This is a genomic window from Micromonospora sp. NPDC004540 (genome assembly GCF_040610095.1).
Classification (GTDB): Bacteria; Actinomycetota; Actinomycetes; order Mycobacteriales; family Micromonosporaceae; genus Micromonospora.
Genome location: NZ_JBEXLR010000006.1, coordinates 25,517 through 41,182 on the forward strand (window position 1 = coordinate 25,517; position 15,666 = coordinate 41,182).

Genomic DNA, 15,666 nt, shown 5'->3' on the forward strand with positions numbered 1-15,666 from the left:
CGCGGGGTTCAGCGGGTGCGGCGGCGCACCAGCAGCGCGATGCCGGCGAGCCCCGCGGTGATGACCACCATCACCCCGACGTTGAGCAGCAGCAGCCGCTGGAGTTCGCCGAGCGCCTCGTCGATGTCCTGCACCGGGTCGAGCGCCTCCTCCGGGATGACCCGCTCGCCGCCGCCGATGCCGCCGCTGAGCGTGTCGAACTGCCGCTCCAGCGGCACCCCCGCGGCGCGCAGCGTCTCGGACATGTTGAGCCGGCCGAAGAACCAGCCGGCCCGGGTCTTGCTCAGGTCGGGCTGCTTGGCCGGCCGGTAGACCCGGGGGCCACCCTTGGCGAGCGGGTAGAGGTCGTAGGTCTTCGTCGCCTTGCCCGCGTAGAGCACCACGACCGTGTATTTCGGACCGAGGTCCTTGGCCGCCGGGCCGCGCTGCTGGCCGCTGACCCCCAGCCACTTGACCTGGTCGACGACCATGTTCACCTCGGCCGGCCGGGTGTCGGCGCGCAGTTGCAGCGGCTGGTCGAGCCGGTGGCCGGTGATGTCCACTCCAGCCGGTGCGAGCTTGGGCTTGGGCGCCGCCTGCGCCGCCGTCGCGCCGGCGAGGGCCAGCGAGCACGCGGTCGCCACCACCACCCCGGCCACGGCGGCCAGCAGCCGCCTCACCTTTCGGACCATCGCCGCCTCCTCGCCCCGTTCGATGGGTGGCTTCCGCTGCAGGTCGCGCTGGATCGGCCGAGGGGTGGCCGCCGGGCGCGGACCGGCGTCCACCTCAAAGACTCCGCAGAACGGCGCTTGGTTGCACTCGCTGGAAGAGTATTTGGAACTATTTGCGATCTGGGACCGACCAACAGAATGGCCGATGATCAGCGGCCGGATCGTACCCGGATGGAGGGGTTCATGGGGGGCAGGGTCGCCCGTGTGGCGCGTGGCTGGTTGGTGGTGCTCGGGGTGGCGGCCGGGGTCTCGGTGCTGCTTCCGGCCGTGCCGGCGGCCGCGCACAACTCGTTGACCGGCAGCGATCCGAAGAACGGGGCGCGGGTGGCCACCGCGCCGAAGCGGGTCGAGCTCCGGTTCCTCGCCTCGCCGGCGCCCGCCACGACGAAGATCACAATCACCGGGCCGGACAACGTGCCCGCCGCCGGCGGCGCGCCGACCTTCGCCGGCAACCGGGTGAGCGTGCCGTTCACCCCGGGCGCGGCCGGGCTCTACATCGTGGCCTACCGGGTCGGCTCGGCAGACGGCCATCCGGTCACCGGGGAGATCCGGTTCACCCTGACCAGGGGCACGGCCGCCGCGCCGCCGTCGGCGACCGCCACCCCGACCACCGCCGCGCCGAGCACCCCGCCGGCGTCGCCCGCGACCTCCGCGGTGAGTCCCCCGCCCGCCGCCGACGAGGTGGACTCCGACGGGGGTACGGGCTGGCTGTGGGCCGCCGGCGCCGCCGTGGTGCTGGTCGCACTGGGCGGCGGCCTGCTGCTGCGCCGCCGGTCCGCCGGCGGTTGACCCCGCGTACGCGACAGGGGCCCGCCGGACGACCGGCGGGCCCCTGTCGATCCGGGGTCAGAACAGGCGCACGCGGGCGGCCCGCAGCCGGGTCAGGGTGCGGTCGCGGCCGAGCACCTCCAGCGACTCGAAGAGTGGCAGGCCGACGGTCCGGCCGGTGACCGCGACGCGGACCGGCGCCTGCGCCTTGCCCAGCTTGAGGCCGCGCTCCGCGCCGACCGCCTCCAGGGTGGACTTCAGCGACTCGGCGTCCCAGGACTCCAGCGCCTCGAACGCGGCGATCGCCGCGTCGAGGAGGTCGGCCGCGCCCTCCTTCATCGCCTTGGCCCAGGCCGCCTCGTCGATCAGCGGGTCGGCCAGGAAGAGGAAGTCGACGTTCGGCACGATCTCGCTGAGCACCGCGATCCGGGTCTGCGCGAGCGGCGCCACCGCGGCGAACGCGGCGGGGTCGAACTCCTCCGGCTGCCACGGCGGTGGGGCGATGGTGCCGGTGCCGGTCAGCCAGGGCTGGCACTCGGTGATGAAGTCCTCGACCGGCAGCGCCCGGATGTAGTCGCCGTTGAACGCGCGCAGCTTCTTCTCGTCGAAGAACGCCGGGGAGGGGTTGACCTCCTCCAGCCGGAACTCCTCCTCGATCACCGACCAGGGCACGATCTCCCGGTCGCCGGAGGGGGCCCAGCCGAGCAGCATCAGGTAGTTGCGCATCGCCTCGGCGAGGTAGCCCTCGTCCCGGTACGCCTCCAGGGCGACCTTGTCCCGCCGCTTGGAGAGCTTCTGCCGCTTCTCGTTGACCACCACCGGCACGTGCGCCCAGACCGGCGGCTTGACCCCGAGCGCGTCCCAGAGCAGCTGCTGCTTCGGGGTGTTGGGCAGGTGCTCCTCGGCGCGGATCACATGGGTGATCCCCATGGTCATGTCGTCGACGACGTTGGCCAGCAGGAAGACCGGCGAGCCGTCGCCGCGGGCGATGACGAAGTCCTCGATCAGCTTGTTCTCGAAGGTCGGCTCGCCGCGGATCAGGTCGACCACCACGGTCTCGCCCTCGTCGGGGGTGCGGAAGCGCAGCGCCCGGCCCTCGCCGGGGCCGAGGCCCTTGTCGCGGTGGTAACCGTCATAGCCCTGGTACTGGGAGCCGGTGCGAGCCTGGACGTCCTCGCGGGTGCAGTCGCAGTAGTACGCCCGGCCGGCGTCGTAGAGCCGCTGGGCGGCCGCCCGGTGCTCGCCCGCGTACGAGGACTGGAAGTACGGGCCCTCGTAGCTGCCCCGCGCGATGCCGATCCAGTCGAGCGCCGAGAGGATGCCCTCGGTCCACTCGGGCTTGTTGCGGGCCGCGTCGGTGTCCTCGATGCGGAGAACGAACACCCCGCCCTGCTGCTTGGCGTAGATCCAGTTCTGCAGGGCCGAGCGGGCGCCGCCGACGTGGAACATTCCGGTCGGGGAGGGGGCGAAGCGTACACGTACCGTCACGTCCCCCAGCCTACGGCGGGCCGCGACCGCTTTCCGGCAGGGGGCCGGTTCAGGGCACCGCCTTGATCTTCAGGACGAGGACGCTGCCGACGAGGGTGACCGCCGCGGTGACCGCGTACAGGGTGGGGTAGCCGCCCAGGTGGACCACGATCGGGGCGGAGAGCGCCGGGCCGAGCACCTGCGGCGCCGAGTTGGCGATGTTGATCACGCCGAGGTCCTTGGCCCGGTCGGTGGCGGCCGGCAGCACCTGGGTGATCAGCGCGGCGTCCACCGCCAGGTAGACCCCGTAGCCGGCGCCGAGCAGCAGCGCGGCGACGATCGCCATGGGCCAGGTCGGGGCCACCGCCAGCAGCACCGCCGCCACCGCCATGATCAGCCCGGAGACGATCACGAAGACCTTGCGCCGGCCCGACCGGTCGGAGAGCCGCCCGGCCACCACGGCGGTGAGCATCATGCCGAGCGTGTAGAGCAGGATCAGCACCAGCAGGGCGCCCTCAGGGTCGGCCACCCGCACCCCGTCGGTGAGGAAGTAGAGCAGGTAGAGCGTGCCCAGCGCGTTGCCGGTCTGCACCAGGAACCGGGTGAACCAGGCCCAGGCGAAGTCGGGGTGCCGGCGCGGGCTGATCCACATCGAGGCGAGCAGCGCCCGCGCCCGCAGCGGCGACCGGTGCTCCCGGGGCAGCGGGTCGTCCTGGGTGAGCAGCGCGAACGGCAGGGACAGCAGCAGCACCGCGAGCGCGATCGCGGCGTAGCCGGCGGCGTTGCCGGTGACCACGGCGGTGACCAGCACCGCGCCGACCACCAGGCCGAGCGCCTGCGGGATGCCCACCCAGCCGGAGACGCCGCCGCGCTGCGCCACCGGCACCCGGTCCGGGATGGCGGCGGTGAGGCTGGCCAGCATGGCGTTGAAGCAGACCTGGGCGGCGACCCAGGCGACGGCCACTCCGGCGATGCTGTCCTGCCGGGCCAGCACCACCAGGGCGAACGCGCCGACCACGGCGCCCGTGGCGGTCCAGACGTGCCGGCGGCCGAGGTGCCGGTTCGCCAGCCGCAGCGAGGTCCGGTCGGACAGCGCCCCCGCGAGCGGGTTCGCCAGCACGGCGGCGAGCGCGCCGAGGCCGGTGACCACCGCCAGCATGGCCTCCTTGTCGGCCGGCGCGATCCGTTCCACCTGCTGCGGCAGCAGCACCTGGATCGGGGTGAAGAAGGCCATCCAGACGCCCAGGTTGGCCGCGAAGATCAGCGCGATCCAGCTCCGCCGCACCGGCACGGTCGGCTCGGCGAGCGCCGCCGGCAGCGAGGCCGGCGTCGGGTTGACGGTGGTCACCGCCGGCTCACCAGGTCCCGGAACCAGGCGTACGACGACTTCGGGGTGCGCCGCTGGGTGGGGTAGTCGACGTGCACCAGGCCGAAGCGCTTGGTGAAGCCCTCGGCCCACTCCCAGTTGTCCAGCAGCGACCAGGCGAAGTACCCGGTCACCGGTGCCCCGGCGGCCATCGCCTCGCGCACCGCGCGCAGGTGCCCGTCCAGGTACGCGATCCGGTCCGGATCGGCCACCCGGCCGTCGGCGTCCGGCACGTCGTCGTACGCGCAGCCGCTCTCGGTGATCTGGATCGGCGGGAGCGCGTCGCCGTACCGGTGGTGTAGCTGGAGGAGCAGCTCGCGCAGCCCGTCCGGGGCCACCGGCCAGTCGAAGGCGGTGCGCGGATAGCCCTCCAGCGGCACGATCTCGAACGGCAGCGGCGAGTCCGCCTCGGCGGGGGCGCGGATGCCGGTCGGGTTGTAGTAGTTCACCCCGAGCACGTCGATCGGGGCGGCGATCACGTCGAGGTCGCCGGTGCGGACCACGGCCGGGTCGAAGCCCGGCTCCTCCGGGTAGCCCCGGCCGAGCAGCGGGTCGGTGAAGAGCCGGTTGTGCAGCGCGTCGTACGCCGCCCCGGCGGCCCGGTCGGCGTCGGTCTCCCCGGCCAGCCGCACCGGGGAGTAGTTGTTGGCGATGGCCACCGGGCTGGTGCTGCGGGCGCGCAGCGCGGAGACCGCGAGGCCGTGCCCGAGGAGCTGGTGGTGGGCCACCGGGAAGGCGTCGAAGAGCAGCATCCGGCCGGGGGCGTGCACGCCCATGCCGTGCCCGAGGCTCATGTGGATGAACGGCTCGTTGAGGGTGATCCAGAGCTTCACCCGGTCGCCGAGGCGGGCGGCGACCAGGTCGGCGTACTCGGCGAAGCGGTGGGCGGTGTCCCGGTTCAGCCAGCCGCCGGCGTCCTCCAGGGCCTGGGGCAGGTCCCAGTGGAAGAGGGTGGCGACCGGGTCCACGCCGGCGGCGAGCAGGGCGTCCACCAGCCGGTCGTAGAAGTCCAGCCCGGCGGCGTTCGCCGGGCCCGCGCCGGTGGGCTGGACCCGGGGCCAGGCGATGGAGAACCGGTAGGCCGAGACCCCCAGCCCGGCCAGCAGCCCGACGTCCTCGGCGTACCGCTGGTAGTGGTCGCACGCCTCGTCGCCGGTGCTGCCGTCGACGATCCGGCCGGGGGAGTGGGCGAAGGTGTCCCAGATGGACGGTCCCCGGCCGTCGGCCGTGACCGCCCCCTCGATCTGGTACGCGGAGGTGGACACCCCCCACCGGAAGCCGGCGGGGAACTCGGGCATCGGCGCGCTCGTCATTCGCCCTCCCAGAAACGCGAAGCGTGCTCGCGACTCTAGGGCCCGGGCGGCCGTCGCGCCATAGGCCCTGAATCCGCAGCTAGGCAAGGGTTTTCGGCGTGTCTTTTCCAAAGCCGTCCGCTTAAGTCCGATTTACACATAGAGTGCCGAATATCGCGGATGTGTTTTAAGTGGGGGAAAGATAGACATGATCCTCGTGGAGCGCAGTGCGCACGTGATGGCGCCGGTGGAAACGGTCTGGGACGTGGTGCAGCGGGCCGAGCAGTTGCCGGCCTGGCTGGCGGGCGTCCGCGCGGCCGAGGTCCTCTCCGGAGAGGGGTTCGGCCGGCGACAACTGGTCCAGGCCGGGCGCGGCGCCGCGCACGAGGCCGAGGTGATCGCCTACCAGGAGCCGACCCTGATCGGTTGGCGCGAACGGGCCCGGGGCGCCGGCGCCCGGGCCGAGGCGCGCACCGAGATCTACGTACAGCTGACCCCGGACGAGGAGGAGGGCGGGACGGTCGTGCGGCTCATCGTCGTACGGTGGCCCGCCGGGCCGGTCAAGGCCGCCCTGCTCCGGCTCGGCCTGCGCCGGGTCGGCGCCGATCTGGAGGACTCGCTGGCCCGGCTCACCGACCTGGCCGCCGTCGGCTGACCGAGCCCGTCCCGGCGTCGCCCGCGATGGTGATGGTCCGGCGTCCCCGCCAGGGACGCCGGATCATCGTCACCTCTCCGGCGCTCAGCCCGCCCGCAGCTCCGCGATCGTGGCCCGGAGCCAGGTCCGCTCGGCCCGGCTGATCTCCCGGGCCATCACCAGCATGCCGCGCCGGAAGGGGTCGGCCTGCTCGGCGGCCCGCTGCGGCCGGTCGCCGGTGGCGAAGAAGCTGGCCGGCTGGTCGAGGAAGGACAGCCGGCGTTCGAGCACCGTGGCCTGCGCGGCCCGGTCGTCGAGCTGGCCGAGGAAGGCCAGCAGCGTGAAGAACCGGTTCTGGTCCGTGACATCCAGCTCGGCCGGCTCGCGCAGCCGCCGCAGCAGCTCCGCCCGTCCGGCGTCGGTGAGCGAGAGGGTGTGCCGGGGTGCCGCGGCGGCGCCCGGCTCCCGTTGCCGGCTGACCAGTCCGGCCCGCTCCAGCCGGTTGATCGCCGGGTAGAGGCTGCCGTCGCTGACCGGCCGGGCGTAGCCGGCGAGCCGCGCGATCCGGGCCTTCAGCTCGTAGCCGTGCAGCGGTCCCTCGCCCAGGAATCCCAGGATCGACAACTCCAGCACCCTTCGCATTCTGCCTTGCCCGGCGCCGCCATGCCTCGATACGGTGTACATCGATTCGAGGTATGGAGGGACGCATGCGGGTCGAGGGACAGGCCGGGACCGGGCTCAACGTGGTCGACTTCGGGGGCGACGGGCCGGGCATCCTGCTGCTGCACGGGCTCACCGGACGTGCGGCGAACTGGACGGCCACCGCCCGCTGGCTCACCCGCCACGGCCGGGTCGTCGGCTACGACGCGCGCGGGCACGGCCACAGCGACAAGCCCGACGGCCCGTACGACCGCCCGGCGTACGTCGGGGACGCGGTCGCCGTGATCGAGGCGCTCGACCTGGCGCCGGCGCTGGTGGTCGGCCACTCGATGGGCGGACTCACCGCCTGGCAGCTCGCCGGCGCCCGGCCGGATCTGGTCCGGGGCGTGGTGATCGCCGACATCAACCCGGTGACCCCGCCCGACCTGGTCGACCGGTGGCGACGCTGGCTGGCCGACTGGCCGGTGCCCTTCCCGACCCTGGCGGACGTGCGGGACTGGTTCGGGGCGCAGCGGCGGACCGAGGGGGAGTCCTTCGTGGAGGTGATGGCCGGCGCCGCGGACGGGTGGCGACCGCTGGCCCGTCCCGAGCACCTGCTCGCCTCCCTGGCGCACTGGGCGGACCGCGACCACCGACCCGAACTCGCCGCCGTGCGGTGCCCGGCGCTGGTGGTCGCCGGGGCGCAGAGCGACCAGCCGGTCGACCGGCAGCGGGAGATGGCCGCGTTGCTGCCCGACGGCCGCTTCGCGCTGGTCCCCGACGCCGGGCACGTCCTGCACTACGACAACCCGGCCGGCTGGCGCGCCGCCGTCGAGCCCTTCGTCGCCGCCCTGACCCCGGCCCGCGCGCCGGCGTGAGTTGCCGGCGGAAGACGGCGAAGGGGCCCGGCGCTGCGCGCGCCGGGCCCCTGTCGTACCGGATGGGTCAGCTGTCGCCGCCGGTCTCCCCGACCGGGGCGGCGTTGACGTCGTCCAGCGCGTACTTCTTGGCGGCCTCGGCCGGCACGTGGGCCGGTACGGCGCCGCGCACGGCGAGCTGGCGCAGCGTGGCGACCGCGACCGACTCGGCGTCGACGTGGAAGTGCCGGCGCAGCGCGTGCCGGGTGTCCGACATGCCGAAGCCGTCGGTGCCGAGCGAGGTGTAGTTGCCGGGCACCCAGCGGGCGATCAGGTCCGGCACCGCGCGCATCCAGTCGCTGACCGCGACCTTCGGCCCGTCGGCGTCGGCGAGCTTCCGCTGGATGTACGGCACCCGCTGCTCGCCACCCGGGTTGAGCAGGTTGTGCTCCTCGCACTCCACCGCGTCCCGGCGCAGCTCGGTCCAGGAGGTCACCGACCAGACGTCGGCGGCCACGCCCCAGTCCTCGGCGAGCAGCTTCTGCGCCTTGAGCGCCCACTGCATGCCCGTGCCGGAGGCGAGGATGTTCGCCTTCGGCGCGTCCCCGTCGACCTGCGGGGCCGGCGAGTAGCGGTAGATGCCCTTGACGATGCCCTCGACGTCCACGCCCTCCGGCTCGGCCGGCTGGAAGATCGGCTCGTTGTAGACGGTGAGGTAGTAGAAGATGTTCTCCTGCGCCTCGCCGTACATCCGGTGCAGGCCGTTCTCCATGATGTGCGAGATCTCGAAGGCGAACGCCGGGTCGTAGGCGGCCACCGCCGGGTTGGTGGCGGCGAGCAGCAGCGAGTGGCCGTCCTCGTGCTGCAGGCCCTCACCGTTGAGCGTGGTCCGGCCGGCGGTCGCGCCGAGCAGGAAGCCCCGCGCCATCTGGTCCGCCGCGGCCCAGAGCCCGTCGCCGGTCCGCTGGAACCCGAACATCGAGTAGAAGATGTAGAGCGGGATCATCGGCTCGCCGTGCGTGGCGTAGGACGTGCCGGCCGCGGTGAACGAGGCGACCGAGCCGGCCTCGTTGATCCCCTCGTGCAGGATCTGGCCGGTGGTGGCCTCCTTGTAGGACAGGAACAGCTCCCGGTCCACCGAGGTGTACCGCTGGCCGTGCGGCGAGTAGATCTTCGCCGTCGGGAAGAGCGAGTCCATGCCGAAGGTGCGGGCCTCGTCCGGGATGATCGGCACCCAGCGCTTGCCGAACTCCTTGTCCTTCATCAGGTCCTTGAGTAGGCGGACGAAGGCCATGGTGGTGGCCACCTTCTGCTTGCCCGAGCCGCGCTTGACGTCGGAGAAGCGCTCGGCGCCCGGGATCTGCAGCGTCTTACCGGTGGCCCGGCGGGTCGGCAGGTAGCCGCCGAGCTGCTTGCGCCGCTCGTGCAGGTATTCGATCTCGTCGGACTTCTCGCCCGGGTGGAAGTACGGCGGGAGGTACGGGTTGTCCTCCAGCTGCTTGTCCGGGATGTCCAGGTAGAGCCGGTCGCGGAAGAGCTTGAGGTCCTCCAGCGTCAGCTTCTTCATCTGGTGGGTGGCGTTGCGGGCCTCGAAGTGCGAGCCCAGCGTCCAGCCCTTGATGGTCTTGGCCAGGATCACCGTCGGCTGGCCGGTGTGCTCCATGGCCGCCTTGTAGGCCGCGTAGAGCTTCCGGTAGTCGTGGCCACCCCGCTTGAGGTTCCAGATCTCGTCGTCGCTCAGGTGCTCGACCATCTTGCGGGTCCGCGGGTCGCGGCCGAAGAAGTGCTCCCGGACGTACGCCCCGGACTCCGCCTTGTAGGTCTGGTAGTCACCGTCGGGCGTGGTGTTCATGAGGTTGACCAGGGCGCCGTCGGTGTCCGCGGCGAGCAGCGGGTCCCACTCCCGGCCCCAGACCACCTTGATGACGTTCCAGCCGGCGCCCCGGAAGAACGCCTCCAGCTCCTGCATGACCTTGCCGTTGCCCCGCACCGGGCCGTCCAGCCGCTGCAGGTTGCAGTTGATCACGAAGGTGAGGTTGTCCAGCTCCTCGCGGGCGGCCACGCCGATCGCGCCGAGCGACTCCACCTCGTCCATCTCGCCGTCGCCGAGGAACGCCCAGACGTGCTGCTGGGAGGTGTCCTTGATGCCCCGGTGGTGCAGGTAGCGGTTGAACCGGGCCTGGTAGATCGCGTTCATCGGGCCGAGGCCCATCGACACGGTGGGGAACTCCCAGAAGTCCGGCATCAGCCGCGGGTGCGGGTACGACGGCAGCGCGCCACCCGGGTGCGACAGCTCCTGCCGGAAGCCGTCGAGCTGGTCGGTGCTGAGCCGCCCCTCGAGGAAGGCCCGCGCGTACATGCCGGGGGAGGCGTGGCCCTGGTAGAAGATGTGGTCGCCGCCACCCGGGTGGTCCTTGCCCCGGAAGAAGTGGTTGAAGCCCACCTCGTAGAGGGACGCGGAGCTGGCGAAGGTGGAGATGTGGCCACCCACGCCGATCTCCGGGCGCTGCGCCCGGTGCACCAGCATGGCGGCGTTCCACCGGATGTAGGCCCGGAGCCGCCGCTCGATGTGCTCGTCACCCGGGAACCAGGGTTCGCGCTCCGGCGGGATGGTGTTGATGTAGTCGGTGGTCGTCAGCGACGGCACCCCGACCTGGCGCTCGCGGGCCCGCTCGAGCAGGCGCAGCATGACGTAGCGGGCGCGCTTGGTTCCGCGCTCGTCGATGACACCGTCAAGCGACTCGACCCATTCGCTGGTCTCTTCAGGGTCGATGTCCGGAAGCTGGCTCGGCAGACCAGCGGTGATCACCGGGCGCTTGCGTTCCGTAGCCACAGGCGTTCCCTCGGTTCTGTGTGGGATAGGTCTCTAGCGCCATCCTGCCCCCTGGTGGCGCTCGTCGTCACGTCTCCCTCCCCCAGACGCGACGCTGAACACAGGTACTCGCCGGTAACTTTGTGCGACGGCCCCATGTGCTGGGCCACGCCGGGTTGGCCCCGCCCGGCTACCCTGCCGCCATGCGGGGACGGCCGGTCTTGGTGGGTGGCGTGCTGGCGGCCGTCGGCGCGATCGTCGTGGCGGTCTCCGGCGCGATCCTGGCGCGCGAGATCGCCCTCTCCCCGGACTGGGGCCCGGGTCCGCTGCTCGGCGTCGCCGTCGGCGTCGTGCTCGTGCTGGTGGGCGTCGAGACGATCCGGGACCGTCGCCGGTCCGCCGCCGGTCACCAGGCCGACGGCGGCCCGGCCGTGCTGTTTCCCTACACGCCGCCGCAGCCGGAGAGCGGCGGCGCGGACCTGCCGTCCTACGACTGCGGCGGCGACGCCGGGAGCGGTGGCGGGGACTGTGGCGGTGGCGGGGGCGGTTCCTGAGTCGTTGCGGCAGAATGCGCCGTATGCGTAGTGAGGTGATCACCGTCCAGACCGGGTCCCGGCCGACCGTCCGGGACATCACCAGCGAGGCCGAGCGGTTCGTCGCCGGCCAGGGCGACGGCCTGCTGCACGTCTTCGTGCCGCACGCCACCGCCGGCCTGGCGATCATCGAGACCGGCTCCGGCTCGGACGACGACCTGCTGCGGGCGCTCGACGACCTGCTCCCCGCCGACGACCGCTGGCGGCACCGGCACGGCTCGGCCGGGCACGGCCGGGACCACGTGCTGCCCGCCTTCGTCCCCCCGTACGCCACCCTGCCGGTGCTCGGCGGGCGGCTCCAGCTCGGCACCTGGCAGTCGCTCTGCCTGGTCGACACCAACGGCGACAACCCCGACCGGCAGGTCCGCTTCTCCTTCCTGCCCGGCTGAGCCGGGGGGTGGCCGCCCGGTCCGGGCGGCCACCCGCGTACCGCCCCGGGTCAGGGGCGGACGGTCTCCGACTCCACGGTCTGCCGGCCCAGGTCGGCCGCCGCCTCCGGCGACAGGCTCCGGGCGGCGGCCGGCGGCCGGTCGTACGTCAGGTTCAGGCCCGGCACCCGGTCCTCGATGACGAAGGTGGCCCGGGTGTGCGCGGGCGCGTCCGGCCGGCTCACGTACGGCAGCACGTCGAAGTTCGCGGCGAGCTGACCCGGGGTGATCGTGGTGCGGACGTAGCCGCGCAGGTTGTTCTGGAACCGCAGGTGCGGGTTGAACGCCAGCCACGGGTGGGAGCCGGTGGCCGAGTCCGCGCCGTCGCCGCCGGAGGTGATCGAGGAGCAGACCAGCTCGCTGCCGACCGTGCGGGAGGTCGGGTCGGCGTAGTCCAGCTTCAGGTCGCTGGCCCAGTGGGCGTGCACGTCGCCGGTGAGCACCACGGGGTTGCGCACCCCGGCGGCCACCCAGCCCCGGGTGATCCGGTCCCGGGAGGCGACGTACCCGTCCCAGGCGTCCATGCTGGTCACCGTGAGCGGGCCGGAGTTGTTGTCCCGCTGAGCGAAGAAGACCTGCTGGCCGAGGATGTCCCAGCGGGCCTCGGAGCGGCGGAACCCGTCCAGCAGCCACGCCTCCTGCTCGGCCCCGATGATCGACCGGGCCGGGTCGTACGCCGCCGCGCAGTCCTTGTAGCCGTCGCCGCAGCCCTGGTCGTCCCGGTACTGCCGGGTGTCCAGCATGTGGAAGGTGGCCAGCCGGCCCCAGCGCACCCGCCGGTAGAGCTGCATGTCGATGCCGCGCGGGATCGAGGTCCGGCGCAGCGGCATGTTCTCGTAGTACGCCTGGAACGCGGCCGCCCGCCGGGCCGGGAAGTCCGGGTCCGGCGCCTCGGGCACCTCGTCGGCCCAGTTGTTCTCCACCTCGTGGTCGTCGAAGACCACCACCCAGGGGGCGACCGCGTGCGCGGCCTGGAGGTCGCTGTCGGTCTTGTACTGGGCGTGCCGCTGCCGGTAGTTGGCCAGCGTCCGGGTCTCCGGCCCCTCGTGGTCGCGCGGGTTGCCGCCCGGCACGGTGTAGGTGTCCGGCGCGTACTCGTACTGGTAGTCGCCGAGGTGCAGGATCAGCTCCGGCTCGGTCTCGGCGAGCCGGCGGTACGCCGTGAAGTAGCCGTGCTCGTACTGCGAGCAGGAGACGAAGCCCATGGCCAGCGCGGACGGCAGGTGCCACGGCGCCGGCGCGGTGCGGGTGCGCCCGGCCGGGGAGATCCACCGCTCGGCCCGGAACCGGTAGAAGTACTCCCGGCCGGGGAGCAGCCCGTCCAGCTCGACGTGCACGCTGTGCGCCGACTCCGGGCGGGCCAACGCGGCGCCGCGGCGGACCACGTGCCGGAAGTTCTCGTCGGCGGCCAGCTCCCACTGCACCGGCACCACCCGGGAGGGCATCCCGCCCAGGCCGTCCTCGGCGAGCGGTTCGGGCGCCAGCCGGGTCCAGAGCACGAAGCCCTCGTGGTCCGGGTCGCCGGAGGCCACCCCGAGGGTGAACGGGTCGCTACGCAGCGGGCCGGCCGCCGCCGCGCCGGCCGCCGTCGGCAGCCCGGTCACCGCGCCGGCGGCGCCGAGCGCCGCGCCGCTGAGCAGGATGGTACGTCGGGACAGTGCCATCGGTTTCCTCCCCGGAGTCCGGTTCCTCGACTCCGGGCAGCCTCGCGACCGTCGATGTCCGCCAGGTGGCCGACAGGCGACCGCGGACGGCACTTCTTGCCGAACAGCGGCCGCCGGCGGAAACCCCGCGCCGGCTCAGCCGAGCAGCCGGCGCAGCCGGCCGGGGGTGTGGCCCAGCTGGGCGCGGACCGTGCGGGTCAGGTGGGCCTGGTCGGCGAAGCCCAGCTCGACGGCGAGGCCGGCCAGGCTCTCCGCGCCCTCCTCGAGCCGGTCGAGGAGCCGCCCGACCCGCAGCCGGTTGCGGTAGCGGGTCAGCGGCACGCCGACCCGGGCCTGGAACTCCCGGCTGAGCCGGTAGGGCGAGACCCCGAGCGCCCGGGCCAGCGGCAGCAGCCCGGCGGCCTCGGGAGCACCGTCGTGCAGGGCGGCCCGGGCCCGCTCGACCAGCCGGTGGTCTCGCCCGCTGTCGCCCGCCGCCGGCCCGGTGGCCGCGCCGACCAGCCGGACCAGCCGCTCGGCCGCCGCGTGGTCGGGATCGGCCCCGGCCCGCAGGAGCAGCCGGTGGGCCAGGTCCACCCGGGCGTCGACGTGCACCGTGGCCGGCACCGGCCGGTCCGCGAACAGCTCGCGCCACAGCCGCTCCGACAGGTGCACCGAGGTGCAGTCGTCCCCGCCCGCCGGGTGGGCGAAGCGCTCCTCCTCACCCGGCACGGTCAGGTAGGCCACGGTCGGCTCGACGAACTCGGCGCCGCCGCGCCCGGCCCGGCGGAAGCCGCCCCGCCGGGTCAGCACCACGCCGTGATCCGTGGCCGGCTCGGGCGCGGACCAGCCGGTGTGGTCGTCCCGGCACCGCACCACGCTGATCCGGAAGTCGGGGTGCGCCAGCAGCGGCGTGGCGGTACGCATGCCGGTCAGCGTAGGCGGGCCGGGCGACAGGACCGTGCCGCAAGGATCGACAAGACCGCCGGCCGCCCCGGCCGACAGGCTGGTCGCCGTGACCGAGTCGACCCGCCGGACCGCCGCCCTGCTCACCGTCCTGCTCACCGGGCAGGCGATGGCCTCCATGGACACCTCGATCGCGGCGGTCGCCGCGCCCGCGATCCGCGCCGACCTGGCCGGCCCGCCGGCCGTGCAGCAGCTCGTGCTGGCCGGCTACACCCTCACCTTCGCCGTGCTGGTGGTGGTCGGGGCCCGGCTCGGCGCCCGGCACGGCTACCCGCGGATCTTCCTGCTCGGCCTGGCCGGGTTCACCCTCGCCTCGCTGGCCTGCGGTCTCGCCCCGGGGCCGGTCGCGCTGGTGCTGGCCCGGGTGGCCCAGGGCGCGGCCGGCGCGCTGATGGTGCCGCAGGTGCTGTCGCTGATCCAGGCGGCGGTCCCGGGCGCGGTCCGGGCGCGGGCGATCGGGGCGTACTCGATGGTGCTGGCCCTCGGCGTGGCCGCCGGCCAGGTCCTCGGCGGGCTGCTGGTCACCCTCGACCTGGGCGGCCTGACCTGGCGGGCCGCGTTCCTGGTCAACGTGCCGGTCGGTGTGGTGCTCCAGCTCGCCGGGCGGCGGGTGTTCGCCGGCCTGCCGGCCGCTCCACCCCGCCGCGAGCCGCTGGACCTGCCGGGCGTGCTGCTCCTCGCCGCCGCGATGCTCACCCTGGTGCTGCCGCTGGTGCTCGGCGGGGACCTCGGCTGGCCCGGGTGGATCCGGGCCGCCGCGGTCGCCGCCGGGGCCGCCGGGCTGCTGCGCTTCCTCCGGTACGAGGCCCGGCGCGCCCGCCGCGACGCGGCTCCGCTGCTGGACGTGACGGTGCTGCGCCACCCCGGGGTGCCGGCCGGGCTGCTCGCCTGCTGCGTGGTGATGGGCTGCTACGCGGGCTTCCTGTTCGTGCTCACCCTGCGGCTCCAGGACGGGCTGGGCTTCACCGCGCTGGCGGCCGGACTGGCCTTCCTTCCGTACGCCTCGGGTTTCGCCCTGTGCGGCCTGGCGGTGTCGCGGCTGCCGGAGCGGGTCCGGGCGGTGCTGCCGGTCGCCGGCCCGCCGGTGCTGGCGGCGGTCGTGGTGGCGTCGGCCGGCCTCTCCGCCACGGGCTGGCCATGGCCGGCGGGCAGCGCGCTGCTGGTGGCCGGCGGGGCGGCGCACGCGGCGGCGTTCAGCCCGCTGGTCACCCGGCTCACCGGCGTCGTGCCGGCCGGCGTGGCCGCGGCGCTCTCCGCGGCGGTCTCCACCGGCACGCTGCTCGCGGCCGTGCTGGGGGTGACCCTGGTCGGCGGCCTGCACCTCGCCCTGGCCGCGACCGGTCACCACGGCCCGGCACTCGCCCTGCCCCCGGCGCTCCTGACCGCCGGCCTGCTGCTGGCCGGCGCCGTCGCCGCCCGGCGGGCCACCCGCCCGGCGCCGGACACCCGGCCGGTCCCGAGCGAGGTCGTCGGCGCACGGCCGTGACCCGA

14 protein-coding genes are annotated in these 15,666 nt (G+C 73.8%); 6 read left to right on the forward strand and 8 right to left on the reverse strand.

Features of this window, described 5'->3' with window-relative positions; genetic code table 11:
- Positions 1–8: 8 nt before the first annotated feature.
- Positions 9–671 carry a hypothetical protein gene (locus ABZV78_RS03405; protein ID WP_355635175.1) on the reverse strand — a complete coding sequence of 221 codons (663 nt, stop codon included), beginning with the start codon at positions 669–671 and terminating at the stop codon, positions 9–11.
- A gap of 222 nt (positions 672–893) precedes the next feature.
- Between ABZV78_RS03405 and ABZV78_RS03410 the strand changes: the two genes are divergently transcribed.
- The gene (locus ABZV78_RS03410) at positions 894–1,499 is read left to right on the forward strand and encodes a copper resistance CopC family protein (RefSeq protein ID WP_355635176.1); all 606 of its coding nucleotides are present in this window, start codon (positions 894–896) and stop codon (positions 1,497–1,499) included.
- A 57-nt stretch (positions 1,500–1,556) separates the two neighbouring features.
- Here the strand turns inward: ABZV78_RS03410 and gltX are convergent, their stop codons facing one another.
- From gltX to ABZV78_RS03425, 3 genes are read right to left on the reverse strand one after another with little or no spacing between them, the layout of a single operon-like run.
- Positions 1,557–2,966 (reverse strand): glutamate--tRNA ligase, encoded by a 1,410-nt coding sequence (gene gltX, locus ABZV78_RS03415; protein WP_355635177.1) that lies wholly within the window; start codon positions 2,964–2,966, stop codon positions 1,557–1,559.
- A gap of 49 nt (positions 2,967–3,015) precedes the next feature.
- Positions 3,016–4,293 (reverse strand): MFS transporter, encoded by a 1,278-nt coding sequence (locus ABZV78_RS03420; protein ID WP_355635178.1) that lies wholly within the window; start codon positions 4,291–4,293, stop codon positions 3,016–3,018.
- Positions 4,290–5,624, reverse strand: a complete 1,335-nt coding sequence (locus ABZV78_RS03425) for a GH1 family beta-glucosidase (protein WP_355635179.1) — start codon at positions 5,622–5,624, stop codon at positions 4,290–4,292. Before ABZV78_RS03425 ends, ABZV78_RS03420 begins: the two co-directional genes overlap by 4 nt.
- 187 nt (positions 5,625–5,811) lie before the next feature.
- Here ABZV78_RS03425 and ABZV78_RS03430 point away from each other — a divergent pair, with 187 nt between their 5' ends.
- On the forward strand, positions 5,812–6,258 hold the full coding sequence (locus tag ABZV78_RS03430; RefSeq protein WP_355635180.1) for an SRPBCC family protein: 447 nt from the start codon (positions 5,812–5,814) through the stop codon (positions 6,256–6,258).
- A gap of 84 nt (positions 6,259–6,342) precedes the next feature.
- Here the strand turns inward: ABZV78_RS03430 and ABZV78_RS03435 are convergent, their stop codons facing one another.
- A complete protein-coding gene (locus tag ABZV78_RS03435; protein ID WP_355635181.1) occupies positions 6,343–6,870 on the reverse strand; it encodes a PadR family transcriptional regulator in 528 nt (175 codons plus the stop codon).
- Between the two features lie 74 nt (positions 6,871–6,944).
- Between ABZV78_RS03435 and ABZV78_RS03440 the strand changes: the two genes are divergently transcribed.
- Positions 6,945–7,754 carry an alpha/beta hydrolase gene (locus ABZV78_RS03440; RefSeq protein ID WP_355635182.1) on the forward strand — a complete coding sequence of 270 codons (810 nt, stop codon included), beginning with the start codon at positions 6,945–6,947 and terminating at the stop codon, positions 7,752–7,754.
- 67 nt (positions 7,755–7,821) lie between these two features.
- On the opposite strand, the gene aceE is transcribed toward ABZV78_RS03440, so the two are convergent.
- Positions 7,822–10,566 carry a pyruvate dehydrogenase (acetyl-transferring), homodimeric type gene (aceE, locus tag ABZV78_RS03445; protein ID WP_355635183.1) on the reverse strand — a complete coding sequence of 915 codons (2,745 nt, stop codon included), beginning with the start codon at positions 10,564–10,566 and terminating at the stop codon, positions 7,822–7,824.
- Between the two features lie 182 nt (positions 10,567–10,748).
- Here aceE and ABZV78_RS03450 point away from each other — a divergent pair, with 182 nt between their 5' ends.
- Together ABZV78_RS03450 and ABZV78_RS03455 are read left to right on the forward strand one after the other, a co-directional pair.
- Positions 10,749–11,099, forward strand: a complete 351-nt coding sequence (locus ABZV78_RS03450) for a hypothetical protein (RefSeq protein WP_355635184.1) — start codon at positions 10,749–10,751, stop codon at positions 11,097–11,099.
- Between the two features lie 23 nt (positions 11,100–11,122).
- Complete coding sequence (locus tag ABZV78_RS03455; protein ID WP_355635185.1) at positions 11,123–11,527, forward strand: YjbQ family protein; 405 nt, start codon at positions 11,123–11,125, stop codon at positions 11,525–11,527.
- 50 nt (positions 11,528–11,577) lie between these two features.
- On the opposite strand, the gene ABZV78_RS03460 is transcribed toward ABZV78_RS03455, so the two are convergent.
- Together ABZV78_RS03460 and ABZV78_RS03465 are read right to left on the reverse strand one after the other, a co-directional pair.
- Entirely contained in the window at positions 11,578–13,230 is a 1,653-nt protein-coding gene (locus tag ABZV78_RS03460; RefSeq protein WP_355635186.1) for an alkaline phosphatase D family protein, read from the reverse strand.
- A gap of 135 nt (positions 13,231–13,365) precedes the next feature.
- Positions 13,366–14,136 (reverse strand): AraC family transcriptional regulator, encoded by a 771-nt coding sequence (locus ABZV78_RS03465; protein ID WP_355635187.1) that lies wholly within the window; start codon positions 14,134–14,136, stop codon positions 13,366–13,368.
- A gap of 88 nt (positions 14,137–14,224) precedes the next feature.
- On the opposite strand from ABZV78_RS03465, the gene ABZV78_RS03470 reads away from it, so the two are divergent.
- The gene (locus ABZV78_RS03470; protein WP_355635188.1) at positions 14,225–15,661 is read left to right on the forward strand and encodes an MFS transporter; all 1,437 of its coding nucleotides are present in this window, start codon (positions 14,225–14,227) and stop codon (positions 15,659–15,661) included.
- The last annotated feature ends 5 nt before the right edge of the window (positions 15,662–15,666 follow it).

Excerpts from the sequence above, each read along its gene's own strand:
- ABZV78_RS03405 (WP_355635175.1), bottom strand. The coding sequence starts at position 671 with ATGGTCCGAAAGGTGAGGCGGCTGCTGGCCGCCGTGGCCGGGGTGGTG.
- ABZV78_RS03450 (WP_355635184.1), top strand. The coding sequence starts at position 10,749 with ATGCGGGGACGGCCGGTCTTGGTGGGTGGCGTGCTGGCGGCCGTCGGC.
- ABZV78_RS03430 (WP_355635180.1), top strand. The coding sequence starts at position 5,812 with ATGATCCTCGTGGAGCGCAGTGCGCACGTGATGGCGCCGGTGGAAACG.
- ABZV78_RS03465 (WP_355635187.1), bottom strand. The coding sequence starts at position 14,136 with ATGCGTACCGCCACGCCGCTGCTGGCGCACCCCGACTTCCGGATCAGC.
- ABZV78_RS03455 (WP_355635185.1), top strand. The coding sequence starts at position 11,123 with ATGCGTAGTGAGGTGATCACCGTCCAGACCGGGTCCCGGCCGACCGTC.
- ABZV78_RS03425 (WP_355635179.1), bottom strand. The coding sequence starts at position 5,624 with ATGACGAGCGCGCCGATGCCCGAGTTCCCCGCCGGCTTCCGGTGGGGG.
- ABZV78_RS03440 (WP_355635182.1), top strand. The coding sequence starts at position 6,945 with ATGCGGGTCGAGGGACAGGCCGGGACCGGGCTCAACGTGGTCGACTTC.
- ABZV78_RS03460 (WP_355635186.1), bottom strand. The coding sequence starts at position 13,230 with ATGGCACTGTCCCGACGTACCATCCTGCTCAGCGGCGCGGCGCTCGGC.
- ABZV78_RS03410 (WP_355635176.1), top strand. The coding sequence starts at position 894 with ATGGGGGGCAGGGTCGCCCGTGTGGCGCGTGGCTGGTTGGTGGTGCTC.